Raw genomic sequence first — 12,552 nt, 5'->3', positions numbered from 1 at the left:
GAAGGCGGCCACCGGGATCGCACGATCGCGCGGCCGGCGGGTCAACCGCCGGCCGCGTTGTGCTTCGCGACCAGGCTCGGGAGTTCGTCCAGCGAGTCGATCCGGAAGAGGCACAGTTCGGCCACTGTGGACGGGTCGAGGATGTGCCCCCACGGGCCGCGTCGGATCAGGCACGTCCTCATGCCCGCCTCCAGGGCCGGGCGCACGTCGTTGTCGGGCCGGTCGCCGACGTACAGGATCGACGACGCGACACCACCGCCAACGGCGACGACCCGCTCGAAGAACGCCGGTGACGGCTTCGCCACGCCCCACCCGTGCGACGTGCCGATCACGTCAACCGGAAGGTCGAGATCGCGCAGGGTCGCCTCCGCATGAGCTGGCTGGTTACCGGCCAGGCCGACGAACAGGCCCTGGTCCTTCAAGGACTCCAGGCACCCCCGCGCGTCCGGGTAGAGATCTTCCTCGGCGAACGACTCCGGCTGGCCGGCAGCCGCCCGACGCTCAAGCTCCATGGTGAGATCGAAGTCAGGCCGGAAGACCCGGAACGTCTCCTGATAGTCCAGACCCCGGGCGATCACCGCACCGAAGACCGCCGAGAACGTGTGCCGGGGCACGCCGAGCCAGTCGGCCCAGGCAGCGAACTCATGGGACTCATCGAGAATCGTCCCACCAACATCGAAGATGACCGTGCCAATCATGCCCGTCCCCCGTCGACGCTCGCACCGTCGGTGCAGCATAGACGGGGGCACGAGCGGCCGGGCACGCCGCAAAACCGATGGATCCGACGCGCCGAGTAAGCGATGGTGACGCCATGGATGGCGGTGATCTGGCTGGTGCGGAGCGTCGGGTGTGGGCGGCGATGCCTGCGGGAACCCGCAGGGCACTGTCCGGGCTTTCCAGCGCGGACCTGCGCAGTCTGCTGTTGAGCGTGGCCCGCGACCGGGCGGCGGCTACGCGTCCATCCGAGGTGGTACGACGATGGCGCGAGGACCGCTTCGTCCGCCCCGCCGGCACCGACCCGCGCGTGCTCGCACGGGTGGAGGCCCGGATGTGGCAACTGCTGCCCGCCGACGTCGCCGGAGTGGAGTTGCCGCCGGTCGTACCGGTCGGCACCTGCTCGGCGGTCGCACCGGTCAGCCAGAACAGGATCGTCACCACGATGCGCGCCAGCGAGGTGCTGAGCGATCCCACCAACGCCCTCGCCGTCGAGGCGGCCGTACGCCGCCGCCGACAGGGTGAGGTGCACCTGGCCGCTGCCCATCGGGTGCTGCGGGCGCAGGATTTCGGCAGCGACGTATCGCCGCACTTCCGGCTCTTCGCCCTGGTGTCCAGCGCCCGGGACACCGGCTCGGGCGGCACGCAGGCCCGGCTGCTCGTCCGGCACCTCACCTACTGGCGGACAGTCCTCGCCGAGCTGGCGCCGGCCGTCGCGCCTCAGCTGCACGTCACCACCTTCGACGACCGGACCGTCCGGGAGCGGCTGGCCGACACCGTCCGACCGGCACTCGACGGGGGTGTGGTGCCGCTCGTGGACGACCCGGAGCGGTCTCGCGGTCGCGGCTACTACACGGGCTGCGCCCTGCGGATCACCGCTCTGGGCGGGAGCCTGGAGATCGGCGACGGCGGCCTCACCGACTGGACCGCCCGGCTGAGCGGCGACGCGAAGGAACGCTGCCTCGTCTCCTGCATCGCCACCGAACGTCTCGTCGACTCCATCAGCCGTTGAGCGGGGCCGGGCGACGACCACAGTGGTCGCCCACCGCCGCGGCCACCCCGAGTCCCCCGCCGCAGCCAGTACCACCGACGGACGTGACTTCTCAGCCGATCTCCTCGTCGACGAAGCACCAGCGCCAGGCCTCGCCCGGCTGCGCCGAGCGGATCACCGGGTGGCTGGTGGACGCGAAGTGCTTGCTCGCGTGCTGGTTCGGCGACGAGTCACAGCAGCCGACCTGCCCGCAGCTCAGGCAGGTGCGCAGGTGCACCCAGTAGGTGTCGCCGATGGCGACGCAGTCCGCGCACTCGTCGGGGGTGCGCGGCTCGGCGGCGCCGGCCTCGGTCAGGTGCTGACAGCTCACTTCTCAACCTCTCGCAGCAACGACTCTTCCAGGTCCAGGTCACGGTAGGCCCGCACCAACACTTCCTCAGGAATCCGACCGGAGTCCCGGGCCGCCCGGAACACATCCCGCTCGGCGTCGATCATCTTCTGCCGCAGCCGACCGTACGCCTGCGACGGGGTCTCCCGCTCGTCGCCGCCGAGTCGTTCCCACGCCATGTTGGTGCGGTCCTCCACCGCTCGGCGCAGCCGGTCCACCACCGCGTCCGGGGCGCTGTCGGCCAACTCGTCGAGGCGGTCCTGGGCGGCCTTGCTGGCCTGCTGCTGTACGGCGGCCGCGGAGAGCGCGTCCTGCACCGGGTCGTCCTGCGGCAGCTTCAACCGACGGGCGACCAGCGGCAGGGTGGCGCCCTGACCGACCAGGGTGAAAACGATCACGGCGAAGGCCAGCCAGATCAACAACGCCCTGGGGTACGGCTCGTCGTCGGCCAGGGTCAGCGGCAGGGCCAGCGCGGCTGCCAGGGTCACCACGCCCCGCATGCCGGCCCAGCCGATGATGATCGGGAACTTCGGCGACGGCCGGGCGTCACGGCGGCGGACCCGGGGGACCAACCGGGCCAGGTAGGTGGCCGGGAAGAGCCAGATGAAGCGGGTCAGGAAGACTGCGGCGAGCACCGCGAAGGTGATCAGGATGAGCGAGCCGATCGGCTCGTCGAGGTCGCGCAGCACCTCCCGCAGTTGCAGCCCGACCAGCAGGAAGACCAGACCTTCCAGCAGGAAACGGACCAGCCGCCAGAACGCGCCGATCTGCAACCGGGACGCCGCCGACAGCAGCTGGGGCAGCTTGTGCCCGAGCACCAGACCGGTGACGACCACCGCGACCACACCGGAGGCGTGCAGGTGTTCGGCGGTGAACACCACAGCGAACGGGATGATCAACGACAGCGCGTTGTCCAGCAGCGGGTCGGTGATCCGCCGATGCAGGAAGCCGAACACCAGAGCCCCGAGCGCCCCGATCAGGATGCCACCGCCAGTGGATCGCAGCACCTCGATGGCGATCTTGTCGGCGCCGACGGCCGAGCCGACGGTGGCCATCGTCGCGACCCGCAGCAGCACCAGCGCTGTCGCGTCGTTGACCAGGCTCTCGCCCTCCAGGATGGTGACGACCCGGCGGGGCAGCCCGACCCGGCGGGCTACGGCCGTGGCGGCCACGGCGTCCGGCGGGGCGACCACCGCGCCGAGCGCAAGGCAGATCGCGAACGGAAGCTGCGGCAACAGCAGGTGCAGCACCAACCCGACCACGAACGCGGTGAACAACACCAGGCCGACCGCGAGCAGCAGGATCGGCCGGATGTTGTTCTTGAACGCCGGCACCGAGGTCTCCAGCGCCGCCACGTAGAGCAGCGGCGGCAGGATGCCGACCAGCACCAGCTCCGGGTCGAGTTCGATCTGCGGGAAGCCCGGCACGAACGAGAGGGCCAGGCCGAGGACGACCAGCACGATCGGCGCGAGCAGGCCGAGCCGGCGGGCCAACGCGGCGCCCAGGGTGGCGATCGCCAGGAAGACGACGACCGGAAACAGGCTTTCCATGGGGTACGAGCCTAGGGGTACGCCTGTTCGGCCTCGATCAGCCGCCCGGGCGCAGCTTTGGCAGCACCTCCGCGCCGAAGGCGTCGATGAAGCCGCGCTGCTCCTGCCCGACGTGGTGCAGGGCGATCTGGTCGAAGCCGAGCTGCGCGTACTCCTCCAACCAGCCGACGTGCCGGCCCAGGTCCGCCGACACGTTCACCACTTCGGCGACCCGCTGCGCCGGCACGTCGGCGGAGACCGCGTCGAAGTGTTCGACGGTCTCCAGGTCCCAGCAGACCGGCGGGGCGAAGACGTTGCTGCGCCACTGGTCGTACGCGAGCGCCTCGGCCTGGGCCTGCTCCGGCGCCCAGGAGACGTGCACCTGGAGGTGCAGCGGCCCGCGCCCGCCCGCGTCCCGGTACGCGTCGATCATTTCGCGCAGGTGCGCCACCGGGGCGTTCACTGTGATCAGCCCGTCCGCCCATTCGGCGCACCAGCGGGCGGTGGCCACGCTGACCGCGGCGCCGACCAGCGCGGGCGGCTGCTCGGGGCGGGTCCACAGCCGGGCCCGATCCACCCGGACCAGACCGTCGTGGCTGACCTCCTCGCCGGCCAGCAGGGCCCGGATCACGTCAACGCACTCGCGCAGCCGGGCACTGCGCACGTCCTTGCGCGGCCACGGGTCGCCGGTGATGTGCTCGTTGCTGGCCTCGCCGGTGCCCAGGGCCGCCCAGAACCGGCCCGGGTACATCGCGCCGAGGGTGCCGATCGCCTGCGCGATGATCGCCGGGTGGTACCGCTGACCGGGCGCGTTGACCACGCCGAACGGCATGCCGGTGGCCTGCAACGCCGAGCCCAGCCAGGACCAGGCGAAGCCGGACTCGCCCTGCCGGGCGCTCCACGGGGAGAAGTGGTCGGAGCACATGGCAGCGTCGAAGCCGGCCCGCTCGGCGTGGATCACCGCCTCCAACAGGGCGCGTGGACCGATCTGCTCATGCGAGGCGTGAAACCCGAACGACGTCATGGGCACACTTCCTACCCACGACGGCACCGGCTGACGCGTGCCGCGCCCCGAACTACTCGGCGTGCGCGCCGGCACCGGCCGAGGCGGCGCCCTCGCCCACCCAGACCGTCTTGGTGTTGCAGAACTCCCGCATGCCCAGCGCCGACAACTCCCGCCCGTACCCGGAGTTCTTCACACCGCCGAACGGCAACTCCGGGTAGGAGGTGGTCATCCCGTTGATGAAGACGTTGCCGGCGTCCAGGTCGGTGGCGAAGCGCTCCTGCTCGGCCGGGTCCCGGGTCCAGGCGTTCGAGCCGAGCCCGAAGCTGGTGCCGTTGGCGACCTCGATGGCCTCCTCGTACGACGAGACCCGGAACAGGCCGGCGACCGGGCCGAAGACCTCCTCGGACCACATCCGCATCTTCGGGGTGAGGTCGGTGACCACTGTCGGCGGGTAGAACCAGCCGTCGCCGGCCGGCGGCTGGCCGCCGCAGAGCACTGTCGCGCCGTTGTCCATCGCGTCGCGGACCTGGGCGTGCACCTCGTCGCGGCCACGCTCGCTGGCCAGCGGCCCGACGTCGGTGTTCGGGTCCATCGGGTCGCCGACGCGCAGCGCGGCCATGTTGGCGGCGAACTTCTCGGCGAAGGCGTCGAACACGTCGGTGTGCACGATGAACCGCTTCGCGGCGATGCAGGACTGGCCGTTGTTCTGGCAGCGGGCGGTGGTGGCCACCTCGGCCGCCCGGTCCACGTCGGCCGAGGGCATCACCACGAACGGGTCGCTGCCGCCGAGTTCGAGGACGGTCTTCTTCAGCTCCCGCCCGGCGATCTGCGCGATGGACCGGCCGGCGGGCTCGCTGCCGGTGAGCGTCGCGGCGCGTACCCGGGGGTCGCTGAGGATGTGGTCGACGGCTTCCGAGTCGACCAGCACTGTGGTGAAGGCGCCCTCGGGGAAGCCGGCTCGCCGGAACACGTCCTCCAGCAGCAGCGCGGTCTGCGGCACGTTCGAGGCGTGCTTGAGCAGGCCGGTGTTGCCGGCCATCAGCGCCGGGGCGGCGAAGCGCATCACCTGCCAGAGCGGGAAGTTCCACGGCATCACCGCGAGCACCACGCCGATCGGCTGGTAGCGGATGAACGCCCGGGTGGCCTTCACGGCGTCGGCGTCGGCGGGCTCGTCGGCGAGGAACGCGGGGGCCTTGTCGGCGTAGAAGCGGGCGGCGGTGGCGCACTTGGTCACCTCGGCCTGCGCCGCGACGTACGTCTTGCCCATCTCCGTTGTCATGATCCGGGCGATCTCGTCGCGCTCGGCGTCCAGCAGGTCGGCCGCGGCGTTCATCCACTGGGCGCGCTGGTCGACGGTCGTCGACCGCAGCTGGTGGAACGCGAGATCGGTGCGCTCGATGGCGTCGTCGAGTTGCTCGGTGGACATCGCCTCATAGGTCTTGAGCACCTGTCCGGTGGCGGGGTTGGTGGTGGCGATGTGGGGCATCTCGTCCTCCTGTTACTCGAACAACGAGTGTCGTACGCCCGGCTCCTCGCGGCGGCGGGCGGCGCGGCGGCGCTGGATCACGACCAGGTCGACCACGGCGACCACGGCGAGGATCGCGCAGACCACGCCGAGCCAGGCGATGCCGGCCCAGAACGCCAGCACCGCGAAGAGCACCATGATCACCAGCCCGAAGCTGGCGAGGGTGAGCCGAAGGTTCAACGCGCTGTTCGCGTGGCCGACCGTGCCACGGGCGCGCCGGGGCTGCGATCTCGTCATGCCCAGGGACCTACCCCCGATCGGCCGAAATAACCGGTACCGCGCGCCTGTGAACCCGCACCCGCCGGTGTGCTCCGGCACATCCGTTCGCGCCGCGGCCCCGTCGACCGCAGGATGGGCGCATGTCAATGACCCTCGCCGTGCCGGTGACAGTCTCCATCGCCCGCCGTGTCGACCCCGGCCGGGCGAGCGAGATGGTGGCCTGGATGCGGGCCGGCACCGCGCTGGCCGAGGCGTTCCCCGGTTTCCTCGGCGCCGGCTGGGTGCAGAGCGGCCCCGGTTCGCCGGAGTGGCACATGCTCTACCGCTTCGCCGACGCCGAGACGCTGCGCCGGTGGGAGGAGTCGCCGCAGCGGCACTGGTGGCTCAGCTCTGCACAGGGAATCGTCGAGCACACCCGGGTCGAGCGGCGTACCGGGATCGAGGGCTGGTTCGACAGGCCGCTGGAGCATGCGGTGGACCCGGTGGAGCCGGCCCCGCCCGCGTCGCCGCCGCGCTGGAAGCAGGCGGTGACCATCTGGCTGGCGTTCTTCCCCCTGAGCCTGACCGCCACCCTGCTGACGAGCCGCTTCCTCGACGCGGTGCCGCTGGCGGCCCGGGTGCTGCTGATGACGCTCTGCCTGACCCCGCTGATGACCTATCTGGTGCTGCCCCGGATCACCCGGGCGTTGCACTGGTGGCTGCACGGTCAGCGGGCACCGTGGCGGGACGCATAGCACGCCGACGGCTTCCGCGTCGGCACTCTGCCGCATAGCCGACAGCAACTTCCCGGCAAACCACATCCTGCGCATAGAGTTACCGCGCTGTCGCTCTGTGCTGCGGGAACGGGAGACGTCATGCCTCGACGCTGGGTCGCCGCCCTGGCCTGTCTCGCGGCGCTGGTCGCGCTGGCCTGCGAGGGCGGCAACTCCGCAACACCCCGCCCCACCACGAGTGCCCCGCCGTCGAGCGGGCCCGGCGGCATCGCCGCCCTCGGCGACTCGATCAGCACCGGCTTCGCCTCCTGCCTGGTGCTCACCTCGTGCGAGCGCAACTCCTGGTCGACCGGGGACGGGCTGCGGGTGCAGAGCCACTACCGACGGCTGCTCGAACAGAACCCGGCGATCCGCGACCGGACGTACAACCATGCCCGTCCCGGCGCCCGCGCGGACGCCCTCGTCGGTCAGGCCCAGGCGGCGGTACGCGACCGCGCCGACTACGTCACGGTGCTGATCGGCGCCAACGACGTCTGTCGGGGCGGGGTGGACGCGATGACGCCGGTGGCGCAGTTCCGGGCCGACGTCGACCGGGGGCTGCGGGTCCTGCGGACCGGCCGGCCGAAGGCCCGGGTGCTGGTGGTGAGCATCCCCGACCTGTACCGGCTCTGGGAGGTCGGGCACGACGACGCCCGGGCGACCCGCGCGTGGCGGCGGGGCATCTGCCCGGCCCTGCTGGCCGAGGCGACCTCGACCGCACCCGCCGACCGGGCGCGCCGGGCCGCCGTCCGGGACCGGATCGACGCGTACAACGCCGAGTTGAAGGCGGCCTGCCGGGCGTACGGGTCACGGTGCCGGCACGACGGCGGCGCGTTGCACAAGGTCCGCTTCACCCTGGACCTGCTCAACCCGCTGGACTGGTTCCACCCCAACGCCACCGGCCAGGGCCGCATCGCCGAGGTGACCTGGCGCTCCTCCGGCCTGGCCGGCTGACGACCGCCGGACGGGCCGTCAGGGTTGGCGCGGCTCCGGAACGCCGTTGCCGCGGGCGCCGTAGAGGGCCCGGGATCGCTGGGCGAGATCCTTCGTAGCCGACGAGTTGGCCCAGGTGCCGAGCACGATGGCCGCACCGGGGACGATCTTGGCGATCATCCGCTTCGCGGCCCGGACGCCGGCCATCTGGGCCAGCCGGATGCCGAGTTGCAGCATGACCCGACCCAGGGGACGCTGGCCACCCAGACCGAAGAGGGCGTCGGCGCGTTCCCGGCCGGCGGCCACGCCGAGCGCCAGCCGGGCGCTCTCGGCGACCTTGTGCACCCGCTGTAGCACCAGCAGGTCGGTGGCCCGATCACTGTGCAGGGGGTCGACGTCGTACGCGGCGGCGACGTGCAGCACCATCCGCGCCTGGGTCCAGGCCAGCACACCCACGTCGATCACGGCGCCGGGCAGCCCGGCCACGCCGGAGACCGCGCCGGACAGTCGGGCCAGGTTGACGAACTTACGGGCCGCCTGGTCGGCCAGGACGTCGGCCGAAACCCCGGGCTGCTCGGCCCGGGCTCGGGCGGCCCACTGCACGGCTTCCGGCCCGAGGCGGCGCACCGCCTCCAGGGCCAGGTGCTCGGGCGCGTATTGCGGGTCGTCCCGCATCCGGTCCCAGAGCCGGGCCGGCGGACCCTCGGGGGCGTCCACCGGCCCGGCCGGCAGGTCGACGGACGGCTGCGGAGTAGGGGCGGCGGGCTGACCGCCGACGGGCGGGGTGTCGGTCACCAGGTCTCCCCAGGGGTGGAAACGGTGGACAGGGCGGCCGATGGAGCGGTCAGCGGCGGCGGTTGGACAGCCGAGCCGCCAACCCCTTCAGCTTCTGCTGGTTGCCCGGCTTGGCCATCTCTCGACGACCTCGCTCGACCAACTGCTGCCCCTTCGGCGATCTCAAGAACGTGGTGATCCGCTGCATCAGTGACATGGCGTCCTCCTGTCGATGATCCCGTACTCATGTGTACCCCGAACCTGCAACACATGTACCCGGGATGCGACAGCCTCAACCCTGACCGTCCATAGTGGGCGGTAGGTTACCGCCCCGCCGGCACGATGGCGTCAACGACCCGGGTGGCCCGCCACTCGTGCTGCTGGTAGTGCTCGGGGAACGCGGAGACCTGCACCGCCTGAGCCGCGTCGGTGAGCCGCATCCGCTGCCAGCCAGGCACCTGCTCCAGCGCGCTGAGGAACTGCCGGGTGGCGAACTCGGGGTCCATCAGCCGCCCCACCGGGCCCCAGCCGCTGCTGGAACGCTGTTGGAACAACCCAACCGAGTCGTGGTCCCAGCCGACGCCCTGGTGCGGATAGTCCTGCGACTCGGGCAGCACGCCGCTGGCCACGTTGTAGAGGTTGCTCTCCTGCATGGCGGTGGCCACCGCGATCACCAGACCCCGGCGCGGCACCCCCATCTTGCGACCGGCGCGGACGATCGCCTCGGCGTTCTCCATCTGGTCCTCGTCCAGCCCGGCGACGGGCGCCGGGTCGGTCGGGCGAGCCGGGGCGACCTTGCGGGCCGGCGCGCTGGTGTCCGGGTCGGCGGGGCTCGCCGACGCGGACTGGGCGGCGGCGGAGGTGCTCGGGGCAGCCGTGCGGTCCAGGGAACGGGAGGCGCTCTGCTGCTCGGCGCGCTGCGCCAGCTCGGAGCTGGAGAGCGATCCACTCCGGGTCGCCGCGTCGGCGTCCTCGTTGCAAACCTGGACGACGGCGGTCAGACCGAGGCAGCACACCACACCGGTGGCCAGCGCCATCTGTGCCCGGCGTCGACCGGTCAGGTCCCGGGCGTACGCCCGGAGCCGGCTCGCGGCGGTTGTCCGTTCGGTTGAGGTGCCATCCTCCGTATCGGCAGTGGGCCTGCTCGGGGCGTACGGGTCGTCGAGGGTGCCGTCGTCACGCATCAACCGAGGCTAGGCAGGTGGAAACCCTGATCACGCACGGTGATCACGTGGCGCTCGACACAGATCTGACCCGTACTGGTGGACGACCTGGGCGGGTCGACCCGCCCGGGGAACGGACCTCGCGTACCGGATGAAGCTGGCGCCGCACGCGGACCGGCACGGGCCGGGACAGCGCCGGACATCCGACCGCCGAGCCTGACATGATCGACAAACTCGGCCTTTGGGCCGAACCGCCCCTCGGCCGATCGGCCACGAGGCTCGGCCTGGTGGCGTAAACAGCCGATAAGTCCGGTCACGCCCACCACCCGGCCAACGGATCGCCCGGCGCAGGAATGCACCAGGATGGCGGGTACGTTGCCCGAACGGGTGCCCTCCGTCGCGACGGCGCCCCGCAGGCACATTTCAGGGAGGTCCGCACCGGTGCTCGACCCACACGAGCTTTACCAGCTCACCGACGATCTGCCCGACCTCGGGCAGCCGGTCCTCATCCAGGCCCTCACCGGGTTCGTGGACGCCGGAAACGCCAGCCGACTGGCGCGTGAGCAGCTACTCACCTCGCTGGAGGGTCGGCCGATCGCCACCTTCGACGTCGACCAGCTCTTCGACTACCGATCGCGACGACCGGTGATGACCTTCGTCGAGGACCATTGGGAGAGCGTCGACGCGCCCAAGTTGGAGTTACACCTGTTGCAGGACGACGACGAAACCCCGTTCCTGCTGCTCACCGGCCCCGAACCGGACCTGCAGTGGGAGCGTTTCGTGGCCGCCGTGGCAGGGCTTGCCGCCCGGCTGGACGTCCGGCTCACAGTGGGGCTCAACTCGATCCCGATGGCGGTCCCGCACACCCGGCCGACCGGGGTGACAGCGCACGCCACCCGACCCGAGCTGATCGCCGGCTACGAGCCCTGGCTGCAACGCGTCCAGGTGCCCGGCAGCGTCGGTCACCTGCTGGAGTTCCGCCTCGGCGAGCAGGGCCGTGACGCGCTGGGCTTCGCCGCCCACGTGCCGCACTACGTGGCGCAGACCGAGTACCCGGCGGCCGCCGAGGTGCTGCTCACCTCGGTGTCGCGCAGCACCGGGCTGCTGCTGCCCGGCGACGGGCTGCGCTCGGCCGCCGAGGTGGTCCGGGTGGAGATCGACCGGCAGGTCGCGCAGACCGAGGACGCCGCGGCCCTGGTCCAGGCCCTGGAGGAGCAGTACGACGCGTTCGCCCGAGGTCGGGGCGAGAAGAGCCTGCTCGCCCCGGATGCCGGCCCGCTGCCCACGGCCGACGAACTCGGCGCCGAACTGGAACGGTTCCTGGCCGAGCAGACCCGTCCCGGCGACACCCCGGGCAGCTGACAGGGCGTCGCGGCGTCGGATACGGCAGGCTGGGGGCATGCGCCTGGCGACCTGGAACGTCAACTCGGTGAAGGCCCGCCTACCCCGGCTGCTGGAGTGGCTGGCCGACACCGAGCCGGACGTCGTCTGCCTCCAGGAGACTAAATGTCCGGACGGTGCCTTCCCGGTGGCCGAGGTCGGCGAGCTGGGCTACGCCGTGGCCAGCCACAGTGACGGCCGGTGGAACGGGGTGGCCATCCTCTCCCGGGTCGGGCTGGGCGACGTCCGGGTCGGGTTCGCCGACGAGCCCGGCTTCCCCGAGCCCGAGGCCCGGGCCATCTCCGCCACCTGCGACGGGGTGCGGGTCTGGTCGGTGTACGTGCCCAACGGCCGGACGCCGGACGACCCGCACTACGCGTACAAGTTGGCCTGGTTCGCGGCGCTGCGCGACGCGCTGGACACCGAGCTGGCCGGCGGGTTGCCGCTGGCGGTCTGCGGTGACTTCAACGTCGCCCCGACCGACGCCGACGTCTGGGACCCGGCGGTCTTCACCCACTCCACCCACGTCACCCCGGCCGAGCGGGCAGCCCTCGCGGCGCTCCGCGACCTGGGCCTCAGCGACGTCGTGCCGACCCCGATGAAGGGCCCGCACCCCTTCACCTACTGGGACTACCGGGCCGGCATGTTCCACCAGAACAAGGGCATGAGGATCGACCTGGTGTACGCGTCCGCGCCGTTCGCCCGAGCGGTCCGCGCCGCGTACGTGGACCGGGAGGCCCGCAAGGGCAAGGGCCCCTCCGACCACGCGCCGATCGTGGTCGACGCGGACCTGGTCCCGGCGGTCGAGGCGTTCTGAGTGGCTAGGGTGGGCAGATGGCAGTCGTGAAGATCAACGCAATCGACGTCCCGCCCGGTGGCGGCGCGGAGCTGGAGAAGCGGTTCGCCGCCCGGGCCGGAACTGTGGAGAACTCCCCCGGTTTCCTCGGCTTCGAACTCCTCCGCCCGGTGGCCGGCGAGACCCGCTACTTCGTCTACACGAAGTGGGAGAGCGAAGAAGCGTTCCAGGCGTGGGCCGCCGGTCCCTCACGCGCCGCCCACGCCCCCGCCCCCGGCGACAAGCCCCGTCCCCCGGTCTCCACCGGCGCCAGCCTGCTGGAGTTCGAGGTGGCGCTGCACGTCCCCCAGCCCTAGCCGCGCCGAGGATCCCGCACCGCCGC

The 12,552-nt window shown here is 71.7% G+C and carries 15 protein-coding genes; 6 read left to right on the top strand and 9 right to left on the bottom strand.

The window, feature by feature from the left end:
- Positions 1 to 41: 41 nt before the first annotated feature.
- A complete protein-coding gene (locus ACLJOK_RS26645; RefSeq protein ID WP_410821308.1) occupies positions 42 to 698 on the bottom strand; it encodes an HAD family hydrolase in 657 nt (218 codons plus the stop codon).
- 113 nt (positions 699 to 811) lie between these two features.
- Here ACLJOK_RS26645 and ACLJOK_RS26640 point away from each other — a divergent pair, with 113 nt between their 5' ends.
- Complete coding sequence (locus ACLJOK_RS26640; RefSeq protein ID WP_410821307.1) at positions 812 to 1,726, top strand: hypothetical protein; 915 nt, start codon at positions 812 to 814, stop codon at positions 1,724 to 1,726.
- A 91-nt stretch (positions 1,727 to 1,817) separates the two neighbouring features.
- Here the strand turns inward: ACLJOK_RS26640 and ACLJOK_RS26635 are convergent, their stop codons facing one another.
- From ACLJOK_RS26635 to ACLJOK_RS26615, 5 genes are read right to left on the bottom strand one after another with little or no spacing between them, the layout of a single operon-like run.
- A complete protein-coding gene (locus ACLJOK_RS26635; protein ID WP_366335545.1) occupies positions 1,818 to 2,075 on the bottom strand; it encodes a UBP-type zinc finger domain-containing protein in 258 nt (85 codons plus the stop codon).
- A complete protein-coding gene (locus tag ACLJOK_RS26630) occupies positions 2,072 to 3,643 on the bottom strand; it encodes a Na+/H+ antiporter (RefSeq protein ID WP_410821306.1) in 1,572 nt (523 codons plus the stop codon). Before ACLJOK_RS26630 ends, ACLJOK_RS26635 begins: the two co-directional genes overlap by 4 nt.
- Before the next feature lie 37 nt (positions 3,644 to 3,680).
- The gene (locus ACLJOK_RS26625) at positions 3,681 to 4,646 is read right to left on the bottom strand and encodes a TIGR03885 family FMN-dependent LLM class oxidoreductase (RefSeq protein WP_410821305.1); all 966 of its coding nucleotides are present in this window, start codon (positions 4,644 to 4,646) and stop codon (positions 3,681 to 3,683) included.
- A 52-nt stretch (positions 4,647 to 4,698) separates the two neighbouring features.
- The gene (locus ACLJOK_RS26620; RefSeq protein ID WP_410821304.1) at positions 4,699 to 6,114 is read right to left on the bottom strand and encodes an NADP-dependent succinic semialdehyde dehydrogenase; all 1,416 of its coding nucleotides are present in this window, start codon (positions 6,112 to 6,114) and stop codon (positions 4,699 to 4,701) included.
- A gap of 12 nt (positions 6,115 to 6,126) precedes the next feature.
- Positions 6,127 to 6,390 (bottom strand): DUF6343 family protein, encoded by a 264-nt coding sequence (locus ACLJOK_RS26615; RefSeq protein ID WP_354943480.1) that lies wholly within the window; start codon positions 6,388 to 6,390, stop codon positions 6,127 to 6,129.
- A 122-nt stretch (positions 6,391 to 6,512) separates the two neighbouring features.
- Here ACLJOK_RS26615 and ACLJOK_RS26610 point away from each other — a divergent pair, with 122 nt between their 5' ends.
- Both ACLJOK_RS26610 and ACLJOK_RS26605 read left to right on the top strand, forming a co-directional pair.
- Positions 6,513 to 7,106 carry an antibiotic biosynthesis monooxygenase gene (locus ACLJOK_RS26610; RefSeq protein ID WP_410821303.1) on the top strand — a complete coding sequence of 198 codons (594 nt, stop codon included), beginning with the start codon at positions 6,513 to 6,515 and terminating at the stop codon, positions 7,104 to 7,106.
- Positions 7,107 to 7,226: 120 nt separating this feature from the next.
- Positions 7,227 to 8,078, top strand: a complete 852-nt coding sequence (locus ACLJOK_RS26605) for a GDSL-type esterase/lipase family protein (protein ID WP_410821302.1) — start codon at positions 7,227 to 7,229, stop codon at positions 8,076 to 8,078.
- Between the two features lie 18 nt (positions 8,079 to 8,096).
- Here the strand turns inward: ACLJOK_RS26605 and ACLJOK_RS26600 are convergent, their stop codons facing one another.
- From ACLJOK_RS26600 to ACLJOK_RS26590, 3 genes are all read right to left on the bottom strand, one after another.
- On the bottom strand, positions 8,097 to 8,852 hold the full coding sequence (locus tag ACLJOK_RS26600) for an EcsC family protein (protein ID WP_410821301.1): 756 nt from the start codon (positions 8,850 to 8,852) through the stop codon (positions 8,097 to 8,099).
- 49 nt (positions 8,853 to 8,901) lie between these two features.
- Complete coding sequence (locus ACLJOK_RS26595; RefSeq protein WP_167457721.1) at positions 8,902 to 9,048, bottom strand: hypothetical protein; 147 nt, start codon at positions 9,046 to 9,048, stop codon at positions 8,902 to 8,904.
- A 106-nt stretch (positions 9,049 to 9,154) separates the two neighbouring features.
- Positions 9,155 to 10,015: a peptidase M23 gene (locus ACLJOK_RS26590; protein WP_410821300.1), complete on the bottom strand. Its 861-nt coding sequence runs from the start codon at positions 10,013 to 10,015 to the stop codon at positions 9,155 to 9,157.
- A 420-nt stretch (positions 10,016 to 10,435) separates the two neighbouring features.
- Here ACLJOK_RS26590 and ACLJOK_RS26585 point away from each other — a divergent pair, with 420 nt between their 5' ends.
- The 3 genes from ACLJOK_RS26585 to ACLJOK_RS26575 are packed head-to-tail and all read left to right on the top strand — an operon-like array spanning position 10,436 to position 12,526.
- Positions 10,436 to 11,356 (top strand): proteasome assembly chaperone family protein, encoded by a 921-nt coding sequence (locus tag ACLJOK_RS26585; protein WP_091401570.1) that lies wholly within the window; start codon positions 10,436 to 10,438, stop codon positions 11,354 to 11,356.
- Positions 11,357 to 11,393: 37 nt separating this feature from the next.
- Positions 11,394 to 12,191, top strand: coding sequence for an exodeoxyribonuclease III (locus ACLJOK_RS26580; protein ID WP_410821299.1), 798 nt, complete (start codon positions 11,394 to 11,396; stop codon positions 12,189 to 12,191).
- A 17-nt stretch (positions 12,192 to 12,208) separates the two neighbouring features.
- The gene (locus tag ACLJOK_RS26575) at positions 12,209 to 12,526 is read left to right on the top strand and encodes an antibiotic biosynthesis monooxygenase family protein (RefSeq protein ID WP_410821298.1); all 318 of its coding nucleotides are present in this window, start codon (positions 12,209 to 12,211) and stop codon (positions 12,524 to 12,526) included.
- Positions 12,527 to 12,552 lie beyond the last annotated feature (26 nt).

It is taken from the genome of Micromonospora sp. 050-3, assembly GCF_046549335.1.
Lineage (GTDB): Bacteria > Actinomycetota > Actinomycetes > Mycobacteriales > Micromonosporaceae > Micromonospora > Micromonospora trifolii.
The sequence above is the reverse complement of the archived record's forward strand: the minus strand, read 5'-3'. Positions and strand labels throughout refer to the sequence as shown.

Excerpts from the sequence above, each read along its gene's own strand:
- ACLJOK_RS26620 (WP_410821304.1), bottom strand. The coding sequence starts at position 6,114 with ATGCCCCACATCGCCACCACCAACCCCGCCACCGGACAGGTGCTCAAG.
- ACLJOK_RS26625 (WP_410821305.1), bottom strand. The coding sequence starts at position 4,646 with ATGACGTCGTTCGGGTTTCACGCCTCGCATGAGCAGATCGGTCCACGC.
- ACLJOK_RS26640 (WP_410821307.1), top strand. The coding sequence starts at position 812 with ATGGATGGCGGTGATCTGGCTGGTGCGGAGCGTCGGGTGTGGGCGGCG.
- ACLJOK_RS26590 (WP_410821300.1), bottom strand. The coding sequence starts at position 10,015 with ATGCGTGACGACGGCACCCTCGACGACCCGTACGCCCCGAGCAGGCCC.
- ACLJOK_RS26575 (WP_410821298.1), top strand. The coding sequence starts at position 12,209 with ATGGCAGTCGTGAAGATCAACGCAATCGACGTCCCGCCCGGTGGCGGC.
- ACLJOK_RS26605 (WP_410821302.1), top strand. The coding sequence starts at position 7,227 with ATGCCTCGACGCTGGGTCGCCGCCCTGGCCTGTCTCGCGGCGCTGGTC.
- ACLJOK_RS26610 (WP_410821303.1), top strand. The coding sequence starts at position 6,513 with ATGTCAATGACCCTCGCCGTGCCGGTGACAGTCTCCATCGCCCGCCGT.
- ACLJOK_RS26595 (WP_167457721.1), bottom strand. The coding sequence starts at position 9,048 with ATGTCACTGATGCAGCGGATCACCACGTTCTTGAGATCGCCGAAGGGG.
- ACLJOK_RS26645 (WP_410821308.1), bottom strand. The coding sequence starts at position 698 with ATGATTGGCACGGTCATCTTCGATGTTGGTGGGACGATTCTCGATGAG.
- ACLJOK_RS26630 (WP_410821306.1), bottom strand. The coding sequence starts at position 3,643 with ATGGAAAGCCTGTTTCCGGTCGTCGTCTTCCTGGCGATCGCCACCCTG.
- ACLJOK_RS26615 (WP_354943480.1), bottom strand. The coding sequence starts at position 6,390 with ATGACGAGATCGCAGCCCCGGCGCGCCCGTGGCACGGTCGGCCACGCG.
- ACLJOK_RS26580 (WP_410821299.1), top strand. The coding sequence starts at position 11,394 with ATGCGCCTGGCGACCTGGAACGTCAACTCGGTGAAGGCCCGCCTACCC.